At 60.2% G+C, this 17,808-nt stretch carries 16 protein-coding genes and 1 pseudogene; 2 read left to right on the top strand and 15 right to left on the bottom strand.

What is annotated here, in order from left to right; all coding sequences use genetic code 11:
• Window positions 1-25: 25 nt before the first annotated feature.
• From F6X40_RS15665 to F6X40_RS43225, 15 genes and pseudogenes are all read right to left on the bottom strand, one after another.
• Window positions 26-1,060, bottom strand: a complete 1,035-nt coding sequence (locus F6X40_RS15665; RefSeq protein WP_187628444.1) for an FUSC family protein — start codon at window positions 1,058-1,060, stop codon at window positions 26-28.
• Between the two features lie 504 nt (window positions 1,061-1,564).
• On the bottom strand, window positions 1,565-2,923 hold the full coding sequence (locus F6X40_RS15660) for an NAD(P)/FAD-dependent oxidoreductase (protein WP_187628443.1): 1,359 nt from the start codon (window positions 2,921-2,923) through the stop codon (window positions 1,565-1,567).
• Between the two features lie 78 nt (window positions 2,924-3,001).
• A complete protein-coding gene (gene fumC, locus F6X40_RS15655) occupies window positions 3,002-4,408 on the bottom strand; it encodes a class II fumarate hydratase (protein ID WP_187628442.1) in 1,407 nt (468 codons plus the stop codon).
• Between the two features lie 98 nt (window positions 4,409-4,506).
• Entirely contained in the window at window positions 4,507-4,779 is a 273-nt protein-coding gene (locus F6X40_RS15650; protein WP_187628441.1) for a succinate dehydrogenase assembly factor 2, read from the bottom strand.
• Between the two features lies 1 nt (window position 4,780).
• Complete coding sequence (locus F6X40_RS15645) at window positions 4,781-5,485, bottom strand: succinate dehydrogenase iron-sulfur subunit (protein WP_187628440.1); 705 nt, start codon at window positions 5,483-5,485, stop codon at window positions 4,781-4,783.
• Window positions 5,486-5,515: 30 nt separating this feature from the next.
• The gene (sdhA, locus tag F6X40_RS15640) at window positions 5,516-7,291 is read right to left on the bottom strand and encodes a succinate dehydrogenase flavoprotein subunit (RefSeq protein WP_187628439.1); all 1,776 of its coding nucleotides are present in this window, start codon (window positions 7,289-7,291) and stop codon (window positions 5,516-5,518) included.
• Between the two features lie 3 nt (window positions 7,292-7,294).
• Window positions 7,295-7,663, bottom strand: a complete 369-nt coding sequence (gene sdhD / locus F6X40_RS15635) for a succinate dehydrogenase, hydrophobic membrane anchor protein (protein ID WP_187628438.1) — start codon at window positions 7,661-7,663, stop codon at window positions 7,295-7,297.
• Between the two features lie 2 nt (window positions 7,664-7,665).
• The gene (gene sdhC, locus F6X40_RS15630) at window positions 7,666-8,079 is read right to left on the bottom strand and encodes a succinate dehydrogenase, cytochrome b556 subunit (RefSeq protein WP_187628437.1); all 414 of its coding nucleotides are present in this window, start codon (window positions 8,077-8,079) and stop codon (window positions 7,666-7,668) included.
• Between the two features lie 186 nt (window positions 8,080-8,265).
• Entirely contained in the window at window positions 8,266-9,939 is a 1,674-nt protein-coding gene (locus tag F6X40_RS15625) for an NAD-dependent malic enzyme (protein WP_187628436.1), read from the bottom strand.
• A 182-nt stretch (window positions 9,940-10,121) separates the two neighbouring features.
• Entirely contained in the window at window positions 10,122-11,045 is a 924-nt protein-coding gene (locus F6X40_RS15620; protein WP_187628435.1) for a LysR family transcriptional regulator, read from the bottom strand.
• A gap of 59 nt (window positions 11,046-11,104) precedes the next feature.
• Entirely contained in the window at window positions 11,105-12,091 is a 987-nt protein-coding gene (locus F6X40_RS15615) for a cytochrome d ubiquinol oxidase subunit II (protein ID WP_187628434.1), read from the bottom strand.
• A gap of 49 nt (window positions 12,092-12,140) precedes the next feature.
• Window positions 12,141-13,534 (bottom strand): annotated as a pseudogene (locus tag F6X40_RS15610) (cytochrome ubiquinol oxidase subunit I).
• 510 nt (window positions 13,535-14,044) lie between these two features.
• Window positions 14,045-14,173 carry a hypothetical protein gene (locus tag F6X40_RS42335; protein WP_262421461.1) on the bottom strand — a complete coding sequence of 43 codons (129 nt, stop codon included), beginning with the start codon at window positions 14,171-14,173 and terminating at the stop codon, window positions 14,045-14,047.
• Between the two features lie 108 nt (window positions 14,174-14,281).
• Window positions 14,282-14,902, bottom strand: a complete 621-nt coding sequence (locus F6X40_RS42330; protein ID WP_316251814.1) for a LysR substrate-binding domain-containing protein — start codon at window positions 14,900-14,902, stop codon at window positions 14,282-14,284.
• Window positions 14,883-15,059, bottom strand: a complete 177-nt coding sequence (locus F6X40_RS43225) for a LysR family transcriptional regulator (protein ID WP_222946088.1) — start codon at window positions 15,057-15,059, stop codon at window positions 14,883-14,885. Before F6X40_RS43225 ends, F6X40_RS42330 begins: the two co-directional genes overlap by 20 nt.
• 100 nt (window positions 15,060-15,159) lie before the next feature.
• Here F6X40_RS43225 and budA point away from each other — a divergent pair, with 100 nt between their 5' ends.
• Together budA and alsS are read left to right on the top strand one after the other, a co-directional pair.
• Window positions 15,160-15,948, top strand: coding sequence for an acetolactate decarboxylase (gene budA, locus F6X40_RS15600; RefSeq protein ID WP_187628433.1), 789 nt, complete (start codon window positions 15,160-15,162; stop codon window positions 15,946-15,948).
• Between the two features lie 73 nt (window positions 15,949-16,021).
• Complete coding sequence (gene alsS, locus F6X40_RS15595) at window positions 16,022-17,707, top strand: acetolactate synthase AlsS (RefSeq protein ID WP_187628432.1); 1,686 nt, start codon at window positions 16,022-16,024, stop codon at window positions 17,705-17,707.
• Window positions 17,708-17,808 lie beyond the last annotated feature (101 nt).

Here is a 17,808-nt window from a genome sequence, read left to right as displayed (position 1 = left end):
ATGAAAGGATGGGTTCCGTTGAATATCACTCGATACGTCGGGGCCTGAGCCCGCCCTCGGTGCGGTTGCCTTTGAGCGAGCCGGCAATCAGATGGGTCCCCAAGACGAAGACGATGCCGATTACGCTACCGGCGACGACGTCTATCGCCCGGTAGTCGGCTAAGAAAACGGCGTGCCCCGCGACAATGATCGCGACCGCATGCAGCGCGCATCTCGTACCGAACGCAATGACATACCGGTCGAAAGCGACGAGCGTCAACACGGTAGCGGCTGTCAGTACATCGAAGAACACCGGCGCGTGGGGCATGAAGACTCCCACCAGCATCCCTGCGGGAACGCCGACGATTGCACCGATCATCCGGTCGTTCCATTTGGCGCGCGCCGTCGCGAGATCGCCCGTGACAACGCTGGCCGCCGACCAAACCAGCCATTGCCCGTAGTGAATGCCTTGCCATTCGACAAGCGATGCCGCCACGCCAACAGCGAGGGCAGCGGCGAGAATCCCTTCGAAACATCCAGGCGCCGGCGCTTCAGTCACCTGCCGAAGCGCGAGCCAACCACGGCCGGCCGATCCGCCCGCTAACTGCTTCGAAAGCCGGGAAGCGCTCGAAGCGAGGATGACGGGAATCGCTGAGCAAAGGAGATACGGGAGCACCTCCAGACCGAGCTGCCCTAATCGATGTCCATTGGCATTGTCCGCCGTTGCAAAGCCAATATAGAGCGCAGGAATGAAAGTGAAGCTGCCGGTCCAGCGCATGGAGGACCCCGCAGCAGTGATGCCCGCGCAAACGATGGCGAGCAGGACGGACGCCATCACGAACGTCGCCGGTCTTCCAAGCGACAGGGTCAAGACCAGAACGCCCAACCCTATTGCGAGCGCATGCAGCAGCACGCCGACCGGTGCAAGGCACGAGCGTTCCGCGGCAATGAAGACGGACAGCGTGACGATCTCAGCGCGAAACCACATTGGATCGCCTGTCACGAGTCCCGCGATGAATATCGGCGAAAGCAGTATGGCGCCACGCGACAGCATCCGGATATTGATTAGACCGTTGAACATATAGGTGGCAATTGTGCGTCGATGAACAACTCTTCTTCTGACGGGGCCAGCATCCTGTCGATGCGGGTCTTTGCTATCAGGGCTCTTTGGCGCGCCTGACGACCTAAGGCTTGATCGGCCACTACTGCGTCAGACAGCGCTGCAAGCAGTATCGGTTTCCACCGGCATACATGCAATGCACGCGTTATAGTGATCTCAATATCATTTGGTGAATGAGGGTCGGGAGTTCGGCGAAGCCAGAGGTCACACCGGGCTTCAGCCTGAGCGTCTTCGCGACAGGTTCCGGAGGACTGGCTATGCAAACACCGGCGCACCGGATGGCTCGAATGGCGCGAGGAGCGAGATCGTTGAGTACTCGCTGGACGGCAACATCGTGAAGAATTATGGCGATGCAGAATGAGGATGCAAATCCGAACCTCGTCATCATTAACCCTGCGACCGGCCAGGTCTCTGCACCGATCAACGTCACGTGCGTTAATCGGTACATGTTGTTGCCACAGAACACTAATGAAGCTTGACGCGCGGCAGCGTGGCGCGCCTCAGCCAGTGCGCGACGGTATCGAGCGCCATGCGCGGATAGCCGTGCAACCCGGCAATATGCAGCCGATAGAGCGACATGTACATGAAACGCGCGAGCAATCCTTCGACGAGCATACTGCCGCCGACGAGCCCGCCCATCAGGTTGCCGACCGCACTGAAATGGCCGAGCGAGACGAGCGAACCGGAATCGCGATAGGCAAACTCCGGCAGTTGTCGGCCGTCCAGGCGGTAGCCCAGCGCACGCACCAGAAAGCTCGCCTGCTGATGCGCGGCCTGGGCACGCGGCGGCACGTTGCGGTCATTGCCTTCGTTACCGGAGCACGGACAGGCCGCGCAGTCGCCAAGCGCAAAGATATCGTCATCGGTGTGCGTCTGCAGCGTACGCCGCACGGCCAGTTGGCCGAGGGTCGTTACGGGCAGCCCGTCGAGCTTCGCGAGCACGGCCGGCGCCTTGATTCCGGCCGCCCAGACGGTCAAATCGGCGCGCACGGTCTTGCCCCCCGCCGTCCGCACGAGACCGGGCGCGACCTCCGCCACCCGTTCGCCCGTCATGAGCTTCACATCGAGCTTTCCCAGCAGTCCCGAGGTTGCGCTAGACACACGCTCCGGCAACGCGGACAGAATGCGCGGCCCCGACTCGATCACGACAATGCCGATGTCCCGACTCGGATCGAGCTTGTGCAGGCCGTACGCCGAAAGCACCTGCGCCGTGTTGCGTAGCTGGGCGGCGAGCTCGACGCCCGTCGCGCCGGCGCCGACGATGGCCACCTGGAGGCGCGGTTCGCCTGGCGGCGACACAACCGGCCCGCTCTCGACGGTCTCCTGGTGCTGGTGCTCGGCGCGCATGCAGGCGGCAACGAGACGCTTGGGGAAACGCTCGGCCTGCCAGACCGTATCGAGCGCGAACGAATGCTCCTCGGCGCCTTGCACGCCGAAAAAATGCGTGGAGCTGCCGATGGCAATGACGAGCGTGTCGTACTCGAGTTCGCGCAGCGGCAGCAGATCCGCGCCATCATCATCCAGCACGGGGGCGAGCGTGACGCGTTTCGCCGCGCGGTCAAGACCGACGAGCTCGCCCTGCTGGAACTCGAAGCCGTGCCAGCACGCCTGCGCCGCGTAGGCGAGTTCCTGCGTGAAGGGATCCATGCTGCCGGCCGCGACCTCATGCAGCAGCGGTTTCCAGATATGCGTGGGATAACGATCGACGAGCGTGACGAGCGCGCGCGGCTCCCTGTTCCGCTTGCGCTTGCCATAGCGATCGCCAAGGCGCGTCGCGAGCTCCAGCCCCCCCGCGCCTCCCCCTACGACGATGAAACGATGCATGCGTAGACTCTCCGTATTTGCAATTCGCCGTCCGGAACGGAAGGCGTGGGCAAGCGATACTGTTCGAAGCTCGCGGCCTCAACCTACGGTGGCGACATATGGCCTGACCATTTTGGCCGGGTCGACGACGCGGTCAAACGTCTGTTCGTCGACGAAACCGAGTTCCAGTGCGGCGGCCTTCAACGTCAGGTCATGCTCCGCCGCATGGTGAGCGATCGCTGAAGCGCGGTCGTAGCCGATTACCGGCACCAGCGCGGTGACCAGCATCAACGAGCGATCGACGTATTCCTTGATCTTCTTGACGTTCGGCCTGGTACCCTCGACCAGGAAGCGCCGGAAATTCGTGCAGCCGTCGGTCACGAGCGTAATCGACTGAGCCAGATTGAAGATCATCAGTGGCTTATAGACGTTCATCTCCAGAAATCCGCCGGCGCCGCCAAAGCCGACCGCCACGTCGTTCGCCATGACCTGCACGGCGAGCATCGTCAGCGCCTCCACCTGGGTGGGGTTGACCTTGCCGGGCATGATCGACGAGCCAGGCTCGTTCTCGGGGATCAGCAGTTCCGCGAATCCTGCGCGCGGGCCACACGACATCAGGCGAATATCGTTACCGATCTTGTAGAGCGACCCTGCGAGCGTACGGAACGTGCCGGAAAGCTGCACCAGCGCATCGTGGGCGCCTTGCACCGTGAACTTGTTCGGCGCGCTGACAAACGGCAGTCCCGTCAGCCTTGCAATTTCGGCGGCGGCTGCTTCTGCGAAGCCCGGTGCTGCATTGATCCCGGTTCCGACCGCGGTACCGCCCAGCGCGAGGCAATACACGCCCTCAAGCGCAGCATCGATGCGTTTGAGATTGTCTGCAAGCATGCCGGCATAGCCCGACCACTCCTGGCCGAGCGTGAGCGGGGTTGCATCCTGCATATGGGTACGGCCGATCTTGACGATGTCGTCCCATTCGTGAGCCTTGGCCGCGATCGCGCCATGCAATGCCGCGACGGCGGGAATCAGGCGTTGCGTCGTGTTGAGCGCGGCGGCAATGTACATCGCGGCAGGAAAGGAGTCGTTCGACGATTGCGACATGTTGACGTGATCGTTCGGGTGAACCGGCTTCTTGCTGCCGAGCGGTGTGCCCGCGAGCTGGCAACAGCGATTGGAGATCACCTCGTTGACGTTCATGTTGAACTGCGTACCGCTGCCCGTCATCCAGACGTGCAAAGGGAACATGTCGTGATGCTGGCCGGCCAGGATCTCGTCGCAGACCTGGATAATCAGTGTATGGGCCTGGTCGTCGAGACGCTTTCCGGCGTGATTTGCGTTGGCCGCCGCCTTCTTGAGAAAGGCATAGGCGGTAATCATTTCCCGTGGCATCAGCTCGCGCCCGATGCTGAAATGTTCGATTGAACGCTGCGTCTGGGCGCCCCACAGGCTGTCGGCGGGAACACTGACTTCTCCGAGGCTGTCGGCCTCCGTGCGAAAGTTGTCCATCGTAAGCTTTCCTTCATTTAAAGCGTGGCTTAAACTGCCCAAGTGGCGCTACATCGGCTCCGCCACCAGTGGGCTCGCCTGATGCAACATCGACGCACTCAAGCCGAGCGCAGCAACGCGAGCAGTCGAACGACGTCCGGGTCGGCAAGGTCGCCCTCCGGTTCCTTGCGCGCGAGCAGCAAGTCCATCAGGTCGTTGTCACTCAGCTCGAGCAGACGTGTGAGTGCTCCGACGTCGGCATCGTTGAGAGTTTGCTCATAGCGGCCGAAAAAACGTTCAAAGATCAGATCGTTTTCCAGCAGGCCGCGCCGGGCGCGCCAGCGAAGTCGCGCGCGGCGCAGCGGGTCGGACTGGTGTGGGGTCTCGTTCATGTCAAACCTTTCGGCGCACCATCAGTTCCTTGATCTTGCCGATCGCCTTCGTCGGATTGAGGCCCTTTGGGCACACGTCGACGCAGTTCATGATCGTATGGCAACGGAACAGACGGTACGGGTCTTCCAGATTGTCGAGACGTTCGCCCGTCGCCTGGTCGCGGCTGTCGGCGATGAAGCGATAGGCTTGCAGCAGGCCTGCCGGACCGACGAACTTGTCCGGGTTCCACCAGAAGCTCGGGCACGACGTCGAGCAGCTCGCGCACAAGATGCATTCGTACAGGCCGTCGAGCTCGTCGCGTTCTTCTGGCGACTGCAGGCGCTCCTTCTCCGGCGGCGGCGTATCGTTGATCAGATACGGCTTGATCGACTGATACTGGTTGAAGAAGTGCGTCATATCGACGATCAGGTCGCGAATGACGGGCAGCCCCGGCAGCGGACGCAGCACGATCTTCTGCGGCAGGTCGTTCATGTTCGTCAGGCACGCCAGACCGTTCTTGCCGTTGATGTTCATCGCGTCCGAACCGCACACGCCCTCGCGGCACGAGCGGCGGAACGCCAGCGTTTCATCGACAGCTTTCAGTTTGACGATCGCGTCGAGTAGCATGCGTTCGTGCGAGTCGATCTCGATCTCGTACGTTTGCATGCGCGGTGCTGCGTCCTTATCCGGGTCGTAGCGGAAGAGTTCGAAGGTACGTTTTGCCATGGTCGTTTCCTTTAAGTCCGGGAGTGTCGCCTAGAAGGTTCGTGGCTTCGGCGGAACCGTTGCGACGGTCAGCGGTTGCATTTGAACCGGCTTGTAGTCGAGGCGATCGCCTTCGCTGAACCACAGCGTGTGGCGCAGCCAGTTCTCGTCGTCGCGCTGCGGGTACTCGCTCGGCGCATGCGCACCGCGGCTTTCCTTACGCGCTTCGGCCGACACCATCGTGGCGCGCGCCACTTCGATCATGTTGGCGAGTTCAAGCGCTTCGACGCGCGCGGTGTTGAACACCTTCGACTTGTCCTTCAGATGCACATGCTTCACGCGCTCGACCAGTGCCTTGATCTGCTCGACACCTTCAGTCATCAGCTTCGAGGTGCGGAACACACCAGCGTGCTTCTGCATCGACGAGCGGATGTCGCCCGCGATCACTTGCGTGTATTCGCCCGACGACGACTTTTCCAGCTTGTCCAGACGCGATAGCGCGAAATCAGCGGCATCCGGCGGCAGCGGCTTGTGCTCCTTGATTTCCTTCACGTGCTTGACGATATGGTTGCCGGCCGCGCGGCCGAACACCACGAGGTCGAGCAGCGAGTTCGTGCCCAGGCGGTTCGCGCCGTGCACCGACACGCACGAGCATTCGCCCACAGCGTAGAAGCCGTTGACCGGATCCTTGTAACCCTGCGACGTGCCGACCACCTGGCCATGAACGTTCGTAGGAATGCCGCCCATCTGATAGTGGATGGTCGGCACGACCGGGATGGGTTCCTTGATGCAGTCGACATTCGCGAACCGTTGCGCGATTTCGCGGATCGACGGCAGACGCTTCATGATCGTCTCGGCGCCGATGTGCGACAGGTCGAGCAGGATGTGATCCTTGTTCGGACCCACGCCACGCCCTTCAATGATCTCCTGTCCCATCGAACGCGACACGAAGTCGCGCGGCGCCAGGTCCTTCAGTGTCGGTGCGTAGCGCTCCATGAAGCGGTCACCGTCCGAGTTACGCAGAATGCCGCCTTCGCCACGCACGCCTTCGGTGATCAGCACGCCCGCGCCGGCCACGCCGGTCGGGTGGAATTGCCAGAATTCCATGTCCTGCAGCGCGATGCCCGAACGCGCGGCCATGCCAAGGCCATCACCGGTGTTGATGAACGCGTTGGTCGATGCCGCGAAGATCCGGCCCGCGCCGCCCGTGGCGAACAGCGTGGTCTTGCCTTCGAGGATGTAGACGTCGCCGGTTTCCATCTCCAGTGCGGTCACGCCGAGCACGTCGCCGTCGGCGTCACGGATCAGGTCGAGCGCCATCCATTCGACGAAGAACTGCGTCTTCGCGGCGACGTTCTGCTGGTACAGCGTATGCAGCAGAGCGTGACCGGTACGGTCAGCCGCCGCGCAGGCGCGTTGCACCGGCTTTTCGCCGTGGTTCGCGGTGTGGCCGCCGAACGGGCGCTGATAGATCGTGCCGTCCGCATTGCGGTCGAAAGGCATGCCCATGTGTTCCAGTTCGTAGACGGCATTCGGTGCTTCGCGGCACATGAACTCGATCGCGTCCTGGTCGCCGAGCCAGTCGGAGCCCTTGATCGTGTCGTAGAAGTGCCATTCCCACTTGTCTTCGCTCATGTTGCCGAGCGACGCGCCGATGCCACCTTGCGCGGCGACCGTATGCGAACGCGTCGGGAACACTTTGGACAGCACGCAAACCGACAGACCCGCGCGTGCGAGCTGCAGCGAAGCGCGCATCCCCGAGCCGCCCGCGCCGACGATGACCACGTCGAAACGGCGACGCGGCAGAGAATTCCTGATTGCAGCCATTCTTTACACTCCCCAGAGAATCTGTGCGGCGAAAGCCGCGCACGCGACCAGCCAGACGATCGACAAAACTTGAAGGGTAAGCCGCACGCCGACCGGCTTCACGTAGTCCATCCAGATGTCACGTATCCCCACCCATGCGTGATAGAACAGCGACAACAGCGTGACGAACGTGGCGAGCTTCATCCATTGCGTCGCGAAGATCGACGCCCAGCCTTCATACGAGAAGTCCTGCGCGCCGAAGAACCACACGAGCAGGATGACGGTGTAGACCGCCATCACGCAGGCGGTGACGCGTTGCGCGAGCCAGTCGCGCAGACCGTAATGAGCGCCGACGACGAGACGCTTCGGCCCGATTTGGTTATGGGTTGCCATGTTTAGAAAGCTCCGAACAGTTTGAGCGCGAAAGCAATCGTCAGGACAGACGAGACGACCACCACGACGGACGCCGTCTGCTTGCCACCTTGCTTCGAGACCGCACGGTGCGTGTCCATCACGAGGTAGCGGATGCCGGCGCAGAAGTGGAGGAGAAAAGCCCACGCCAGCACGAGCGTGATGACCTTCACGATCACGTTGGAAAGGACACCCTTGAAGACTTCGAAACTGAGTTCGGAAGTCAGGCTCCGATCAAACAGGTAAAGCAGGAACGGAAGGGACACGAAAAGCAGCGCGCCGCTCACGCGATGCAGGATCGACACGCGCCCCGCCAGCGGGAGACGGTATGCCGTCAGTATTTGACCGATACCGATATTCCGGAATTCCGGTCTCGGCTTGTTTACGGCTTCGTCCATGGGGACCTCCAGTTGTAGTTGCACCAACCCGCAATGCAGCGGACGTATTCGAGTGAGGCCGGTCGTGACGGGCCCATCTTGCGCTACGGCATCCATGGATGCCGTTTAACTACCAAACGACCGAACAGATAGATGGAGTAGCGCGGACACCGTCACATAAACCGTCAATGCATGATCTGCGTACGGCTAAGCCAACTGATAGGAGGGTTGGTAAACTTTCCCGTCGATGTAGGCGTCGAGATCATCGGGCAGGGGTACGCCCGCAAGCCCCTGGTCAAAAATGAACCTTGCGACCTCGCGCGCGACTACCAACGAGGTTTGGAAAATACGCGACTGCGGTGGGTAGATCAGTCCCGCGTCCAGATCGTCCTGCGTGACCTGGCCGGCGAGCGCGCGGGCGGCGGTAATCAGCATCTGGTCGGTCACGCGTCGGGCCTCTGTGGCGTAGATGGCCATGCCAAGCGCCGGAAAGATGTAGACGTTGTTGCCCTGTCCGGGGACGAAGGTCTGCCCGTTGTACTGCACTGGGGCGAACGGGCTGCCGCTGGCGAACACGGCACGCCCTTCAGACCAGGTGTAGGCTTCCTCCGCAGTGCATTCCGAACGTGAGGTCGGGTTGGAGTAAGGGAAAATGATCGGGCGTTCGTTGATGCGTGCCATCGCCTCGATCACGGGTTGGCTGAACGCTTTGGCCGCCGTACTTACACCGATGATGGCCGTTGGGCGCAGTGTTTCGATTGCGGTGATGAAGTCGCCGATCGGCTCATGGTCGTGAGCAAATGGCATCTGGAACTCGGCCAGATCGGTGCGCCCGGCATGGATCAACCCCGTCTTGTCGTAGAGCCAGCATGCGCCGAAGGCGTCCTCCTGTGACACGCCGGCTTCCATCATGGCCTTGGCCAGCAGGCTGGCAATCCCGCTTCCTGCAGTTCCGCCGCCAAGAAACAGAAAGCGCTGGTTCGCAAGCGTTCCGCCTGTTACGCGCAGCGCAGCCAGAATGCCGGCAAGTGCGACCCCCGCGGTACCCTGGATGTCGTCGTTGAAGCAGCAAACGCGATCGCGATAACGTGTCAGGATCGGTTCAGCATGGGTAAACGCAAAGTCCTCGAACTGGATGCAGGCACGCGGGAATACTTCCTGAACCGCCATGACAAATTCTTCGATGAACTCGTCGTACTCGGCGCCAGTGACCCGGCGCTGACGCAGCCCAAGATAGAGCCCATCTGCCAGCAGATTTTCGTTGTTGGTTCCCACGTCAAGAGTAATCGGCAGCGTGACCTGAGGAGGCACGCCAGCGCAACTGGTGTACAACGCCAGCTTGCCGATAGGGATTCCCATGCCATTCACGCCGAGATCCCCCAGGCCCAGAATGCGTTCGCCGTCAGTAACGACGATGAAGCGCACATCCTTTTCCGGCCAGTTGCGCAGGATCTCCTTGAGCTGACCTTTGCGACTAATGGGCAAATACATGCCACGCGGGCGGCGGAGGATGTGGCCGAAGTTCTCGCAGGCCTCACCGACAGTCGGCGTATAGACCAATGGAATAAAGCGCGCTGGATCCGACATCAATACCCGGTAATACAGCGTCTCGTTGGTGTCGAGCAGTGATGAGAGATAGATGTAGCGTTCAAGATCGCTGGTCTTCAATTCGATCTGCTTCAGGGCTCGCTGAATCTGTGCATCCTCGGTTTCAATCTTTTCGGGTAACAGGCCAACCAGCCCCAAGTGTTCGCGCTCGGCGGAGTTGAAAGCGGTGGATTTATTGGCATGCGGATTGTGCAGCAGCGCTGCACCTCGCAGATTCTCGACCGTGCGACCGGCAGATAGATTGGTAGAAGTTTGCGGCAAAAAAGAAGTCATGATGTTAGTCCTTTGGAATCCAGCGGAGGCGCCTTGAGAATGGTTCCACTACGGTAGTCTGAGCCGTGATGCTTGCCTGTAGCCGACTGACGTTGACGACAGTATGTCGCGGTGCGGGCTAGCGTCCAATATATTGAAGGTGGTTATTTCGATATGGTTTAGTGAATAAGACGCTGTCATCCTCAGGCCACGATTCGGTTCAAACAAGGTGCGGGACGGCTCCTGCTCAGGCGCCTCGCGAGCTCCAGGAAATCGCGAACGACTTTAGAAAACTCGGTCGACCGATACGCAATGACGATTTGCGCCTTGGGCTGAGCTCCCTGGATCGCACGGTAGGTCACCCCGGTCGCCAACAGCTGGCGGATCGAGTGGGGGACGATCGAGACGCCGAAGCCCGCCGCAACCATGCTGACGGCGGATGCGACCTGGGTGGACTCCTGCCCGAGCAGCGGGCTGAAGCCGGCGCGTTGGCACGCGGATATCACTTCGTCGTACAGAACGGGCGCAATTTCCCGGGGGAACATGATCAACCTCTCCTCGGCAATCGAGCGCAGGCTGATGCTTGCAGACGCGGCCAACCGGTGTTGCGGTGGCAGTACCAGCAGCATCTCTTCATCGAAGAGCGCCTCGATCTTCACGCGTTCCGAGTCCTGCGAAGTTTGGCGAATGATCGCCAGGTCAATGCGTTCGGCCAGCAGATCGTCAATCAACGCCGCGACATTGCTCTCGGATGGCGACAGTCTCACGTCAGGGTGCAATTCACGATATGCGCGAACGATTTCGGGAATGACGGGATGAAAGACGACTGAGCTTGCGAAGCCGACGCGGATGTGACCGGTTTGTCCACGGGCTGCGCTCTGTACGCGGCTTCTCGCCTGCTCGACCTGATCGAGGATGCGCCTTGCGTCCTCGTAGAGGACGCGGCCGGCATCCGTCAGTTCGACGCCGCGCGTCAGGCGCCGGAACAACTGTGCGCCGATTTCACGCTCCAGCTTGCGTATCTGTTGACTTAGCGGGGGCTGCGCCATCCCAAGCCGCTCCGCGGCGCGAGTGAAATGCCGTTCTTCGGCAACGACCACGAAATACCTGAGGTAGCGAAATTCCATATCCAATCCGATCTGACGGAGCTGACGTTCTCGCTTTCTTTCGGGCTCGACGGAGTAGCTTAATGCTTGACCGGGACAACCTTGCCCCGGAAAAGGTAGTACTGGTACAGGTTGTAGCCGATCATGACCGGGAACAGCATTCCAATACCGAAGAGCATGAACGTCAACGTGGAGCTGTCTGAGGCTGCGGACGCAACCGTCAGTTGACCCGGAACAAGGTAGGGGAACAAGCTGATAGCCAGACCTGCGAACGACACGACGAACAGGATCGTCGAGCCCGCGAACGGGCCATGTTCTCCGCGCATGAAGACCGAATACAGAACATACACGGACGCCAGCGCCGCCAGAATGGCGAGAGCAATCAACACATGCAATACGCCATGATCCTGCCAGCGGGTGATGCCGATTGGGCTCACCTTCAACGTGCCGAGCGAAACTGCGATTGCCGCGATGACGGTCGTGAAGAGGGTGATCACCGAATACCCACGCGCCGCGCTTGCGATCCTGCCAGTGGTCTTCTTTATGAGCCATGTCGCACCGAGCAGGCAGTAACCCGATACAACACCGATTGCGGTCACCGCGATCAAGCCGAAGCTCGCGCTGCCGGGAATGAACCCGGTAATGATCCTCCCAAGGATGATGCCTTGCGCGACTGCGGCGAGCAGGCTACCAATACCAAACACTCGGTCCCAGGCCGCCTTGCTGGTATGCGCTGCATGCCGGAATTCGATTGCCGCGCCCCGCATGATGAGGCTTGCGATAAGCATCATCACGGGAACATAAAGATCCGAAAGGATCATTGCATACGCGGAAGGGAAGGCGCCGAACAGCGCACCCCCTAACACCACCAACCAGGTCTCGTTGGCATCCCATACGTGGCCAATGGACTGAATCATGAGGTCTCGGTCGTTGGCCCGACGCCGGAACAGGGTAAGCACGCCGACACCGAGATCGAAACCGTCGGTCACGACATAGAGCACGAGCATCAGGCCAATAAGACCAAACCACGCATGGCTCAGAAGGTTCTGAGTTGATGAGGGATTCATTTTGCTTGCCTATAGGTTTCAGACTGTGCGGTAAGGGTGCATGCTATGGCTAGTAGTCGATGGCATGCGAACCGACGGTGCGGATCGGCTCAGCCGGCGGCATCAGCGTCAGATCCGGGCCGTTCTTCAACCAGCGACGTGCGAAGATGAAAAACGAAACGATCAGGATCACATAGAAGGTTGCGAACATCACCATGCTGCCGGTGATCGCCGTCGGGGAGATGGCCGAGGCTGCGTGCTACGTGCGCATGAGCCCATATACAACCCACGGTTGACGACCCACTTCGCGGACAATCCAACCGCATTCCACCGCGATGTACGGCAGCGGAATGGCCAACACCCAGGCGAGGAGCAGCTTGCGCTGTGCGACGAGTGCGTCCACGCGACCGCGCGCTCGACGGATTGCGTAGAGGGTCCAGAAGGCGAGCACCATGAACAGGAAGCCGATACCGGCCATCGCCCGGAATGCGTAGTAGAGCAGCGGGATCATCGGCGGCTGGTCGGCGACCGGAATGTCCCTGAGTCCCTTCACCTGACCGTGAAGACTGTGGGTACCGAGGATGCTGAGCATGCCGGGAATCTCGAGCGACCAGTCATTGGCCTGCCTGGCAGCGTCAGGCCATGCAATCAGCGACCAGCTTGCACCAGTGCCCGGTGCGTTGGTTCGCCAGTGGCCTTCGATCGCCGCACCCTTGGCTGGCTGGGTTGCGAAGACGTCGCCGCCGCTGGAGTCCCCCAGCCAGATCTGTACGGGAGCGACGAAGCAAAGGATCAGCAGCGCGAGCTTGAACGAGCGGACGAAAAACTCCGGATGGCGGCGCTTGAGCAGATAGTAGGCCGAGATGCCGGCGACCACGACCAGACCGGTTTCCAGCGCGGCGAACCACATATGGGAAACACCCCAGGGCATATCGGGGTTGAAGATCGCTTTTACGTAGTCGGTCACCACGAGTTTGCCATCCACCACAGCGACGCCCGCCGGTGTTTGCAGCCACGAATTCGCGACCATGATCCAGAACGCGGAAATCGATGAGCCTAGCGCCACCATCGCGGTGGCGAACAGGTGCATCCCCTTGGGAACACGCCCCCAGCCGAGCATCATGATGCCGATAAAACCGGCCTCAAGCATGAAGGCCATCGCGCCCTCAAAGCCCAGGATATTGCCGAAGAACTGCCCGGTGTACTGCGAAACGGTCCCCAGTTGGTGCCGAACTGAAACTCCATTGGGATACCACTTACAACGCCGACAGCGAAATTGAGGATCAGGAGCTTGCTCCAGAAGCGCGCGTGACGGTACCAGACCAGATCACTCGTCCTGATCCACAGGAATTCAACAACGAGCAAAAATGCGGCGAGGCTGATCGTCAGGATTGGCCAGAGTATGTGGAAAATTGCGGTCATCGCAAACTGGCCGCGCGCCAGATTTAAAGCTTCGACAGACATTTTATTTACCAGATGGTTGACGATGAGGCTCGCCCGGCAAGGGCGCGTCTCAACTGGTAGAAGAAGAACGCTTTATTAAATTTCAGCGTCCAAATGCAATGCCCACACGAAGATCACCGAAGGAGTGACCCGCATGATCCTGGGAATGCCCGATGCGAACAGGCGCGAAGTCAGGATCATTCCGGCCATCGCTGACTCGTGATAGAGCCGAAGATCCGCTGTATTCGCCGGTCATTTCGGTGAAGCACTTCCACAGCAGACGGCAGTAATATTGGCCAATAGTTCACGCGCTTCTGGACGTCTTCCTTCATCTCGCCGCATTCATCGCAGCGATCCAGGACACAGAGGTCGGGAGCGCCACCGTTCGAGCGCGTTCATGTCAGCAGCCCTCGCGTCGATCTGCGACGCCGACAGCGATGATGTTCGCGGCCATCTTCCGCAGTTCTGCCGACGTTGGATCATCTCGGCGCAGCTCGAGTAAATCTCTTGCGTTCGTGCTCATCGTGGCCCTCAATGGATACAGATGTGGCTAAGGTCAACAGTCCGGCGATACACGTTCTTGTTCAGCCAGGGGACGAACGTGTACTCGTCGTACGCGTTGCTACCGATATGAATCCAGTTATGCAGAACGTTTGACATGGCGCCCCTCGAATGAAATCGCAAAGTCCATGGAATCAAGATACATGGACGACTTGAGGAAAGCCATTCTACGAACGGTCGCTGCGATCCTCCGCTGGCATAGCGCGCTCATACGTTTGGATACCTCATGGCATCCAGGAAGTGAGTTTCGAGTGGGTGCGCGGGACGGCTCCTGCTCAGGCGCCTCGCGAGCTCCAGGAAATCGCGAACGACTTTAGAAAACTCGGTCGACCGATACGCAATGACGATTTGTGCCTTGGGCTGAGCTCCCTGGATCGCACGGTAGGTCACCCCGGTCGCCAACAGCTGGCGGATCGAGTGGGGGACGATCGAGACGCCGAAGCCCGCCGCAACCATGCTGACGGCGGATGCGACCTGGGTGGACTCCTGCCCGAGCAGCGGGCTGAAGCCGGCGCGTTGGCACGCGGATATCACTTCGTCGTACAGAACGGGCGCAATTTCCCGGGGGAACATGATCAACCTCTCCTCGGCAATCGAGCGCAGGCTGATGCTTGCAGACGCGGCCAACCGGTGTTGCGGTGGCAGTACCAGCAGCATCTCTTCATCGAAGAGCGCCTCGATCTTCACGCGTTCCGAGTCCTGCGAAGTTTGGCGAATGATCGCCAGGTCAATGCGTTCGGCCAGCAGATCGTCAATCAACGCCGCGACATTGCTCTCGGATGGCGACAGTCTCACATCAGGGTGCAATTCACGATATGCGCGAACGATTTCGGGAATGACGGGATGAAAGACGACTGAGCTTGCGAAGCCGACGCGGATGTGCCGGTTTGTCCACGGGCTGCGCCATCCCAAGCCGCTCCGCGGCGCGAGTGAAATGCCGTTCTTCGGCAACGACCACGAAATACTTGAGGTAGCGAAATTCCATATCTATCTCGTCTTAAAGCAGACTGCTTTCTGTATTAGACGCCCGCATCGCGGCGCACCATACTGTGTCCATATCAACCGCATTTCAGGAAACCGGAGTTATGGAAGCCGCAGTCGCGTGTTCTTGTGTCCATGAGATTTCACAATCATTTGCACACCTACGAGAAAAGGAAGCTGATCTCGAACTGAGTGAGATTTATCAAACCTCGTTGATGAGTGCGCTCATCGACGGCGTGTATGACGGAAGCGTGACGATCGCTGAACTGCTCGAACACGGCGACTTCGGTCTCGGCACGTTCAATGACCTCGATGGGGAGCTCGTCGCGTTCGACAGCGAAGTTCACCAGTTGCGTGAGGATGGAAGCGCGCGTGTCGCAGCGATGGACCAGAAGACGCCGTTCGCGGTGATGACGCACTTTCGCCCTACGATCAGTGGGGAACTCATGACCGCGCTTGACAAGCTCGAAGTGCAGGACATCATCGATAAACTGGTCGGGTCGCCGAATCTTTTTTGCGCTTTTCGTATCGACGGCCGTTTCGAGCGCGTCGAGACGCGCACGGTGCCACGCCAGACCAAACCATACCGGCCCATGCTTCAGGCAATCGAGCGGCAGCCGGTCTTCAAGTTTGAAAAAACAGCGGGCACGCTGATCGGATTTCGTTGCCCCCCGTACGTGCAGGGCATCAACGTGGCGGGCTTTCACGTCCACTACATCACCGACGATCGACGCGGCGGTGGCCATGTCCTCGACTATCGCCTGCTCGAAGGCAAGCTCGAGATCGCGAAGATCTCGAAGCTGCGCATCGATCTTCCGCAGACCGAGAGCTTTCAGCAAGCCACGTTGCACTCGGAGGAAATGAGCAAGGCGATCGAGGCCGCTGAAGGTTGAATGACCGGCTGATGAATCAGCCGGTCGACACAGGCGCTGCTTCATGAACTGTTGAAAATTACTGGAGTTGAACATGTTGAAGAGTGAAAGCGACGTCGAAACGTCGTGGAAATGTGGCGCTGATCTGGTGGTCCGCAACCTCGAAACACAAGGCGTGAAGCATGTGTTTGGCATTCCCGGTGCCAAGGTCGATCGTGTGTTCGATTCATTGGTCGACTCGTCGATCGAGACTGTGGTGGTCCGGCACGAGGCGAATGCGGCCTTCATGGCGGCGGCCGTGGGCCGGCTGACGGGCAAGGCGGGCGTTGCGCTCGTCACCTCTGGCCCAGGCGTCTCGAATCTCACCACGGGTCTTGCGACGGCGAATTCGGAAGGCGACGCGATGGTGGCGATCGGTGGCGCGGTGCCGCTTGACGACCGGCTCAAGCAGGTCCACCAGACGATGGATACCGTGAGCCTGTTCAAGCCGATTACGAAGTTCAGCGCGGAAGTGGTCACGTCATCAACCATTTCGGAGGTGCTGTGCAATGCGTTTCGGGCTGCCGAGCGTCCCCGTCCGGGTGCAGCATTCGTCAGCCTGCCGATGGACCTCGTCAACGCCCCGGCCACAGGCGATGCATTGACCCATCTTCCTTCTCCCGAACTGGGGCCCGCAGCGGCGGACAGCATCCGCGCGGCTGCCGAACTGCTCGGGGAGGCGCGAAACCCCGTCCTGCTGCTCGGCATGCTCGCCAGCACCCCGGAGAATGCAGCGGCGGTCCGCAGTTTTATCGAGAAAACGGGCGTGGCCGTCGTTGGCACCTTTCAGGCAGCGGGGGCCCTGGGCTCGCCGCAATTCGCGAATTTCGCCGGACGCGTCGGTCTGTGGAACAACCAGCCCGGCGATCGGTTGCTCGATCAGGCCGATGTCGTAGTGACGGTCGGTTACAACCCCGTTGAATACGAGCCGCCCAAGTGGAACAAGAATGCGCGGCGCACGCTGATTCACATCGATGTGGTGCCGGCCGATGTCGATCGATACTATCGGCCCGCCGTAGAACTCGTCGGTAGCATTGCGAAGACGCTCGACGTGCTTGCCCCGGAAGCGGGTACCTTGAGCCGCTCGCCGGAAACAAACGCCATTCTCGTAACACATACCAGTGCACGCCTGGCGTTGGCCAAGTGGTCCGCGGCATTGGGAGGCTCGCCGGTCCACCCATTGCGCATCGTCCATGAATTGCAGAACGTCGTAGGCGACGATACGACGATGTGTGTCGATATGGGCAGCTTCCACATCTGGATTGCGCGGTACCTGCACAGTTTCCGTGCGCGGCAGCTGCTGATTACGAATGGTCAGCAGACGATGGGCGTGGCGCTGCCGTGGGCGATCGCGGCATCGCTCGTACGTCCGGGCGAAAAGGTCATCTCGGTGTCGGGCGACGGGAGCTTCATGCAGTCCAGCATGGAACTGGAGACCGCCGTGCGCCTCAAAGCCAACCTCGTCCATGTGATCTGGGTCGATAACATGTACAACATGGTCGGGATTCAGGAGGTCCAGAAGTACAAGCGGCGTTCGGGCGTCGAATTTGGGCCGATCGACTTCAAGGCCTACGCGCAATCGTTCGGAGCGGCGGGTTTCGCGGTTGAGTCGGCTGACGAACTGCGCTTGACCTTGCACAAGGCGATGTCTGTCGATGGCCCCGCCGTCGTTGCGATCCCGGTCGATTACTCGGACAACCCGAAGTTGATGGAGCCGTTGAGGTCGGACTATCTGATTTGAGCAACAGGTCAGAGCACCTCGACGCGGAGTGCGGCGCGGTCCGGATGTCAAGTTGTCTGCTCCGGGCCGAACAACGTCAACAGGATCGCTACGTTCGAATG

Source organism: Paraburkholderia sp. UCT31, assembly GCF_014397655.1.
Lineage (GTDB): Bacteria > Pseudomonadota > Gammaproteobacteria > Burkholderiales > Burkholderiaceae > Paraburkholderia > Paraburkholderia tuberum.
The sequence above is the reverse complement of the archived record's forward strand: the minus strand, read 5'-3'. Positions and strand labels throughout refer to the sequence as shown.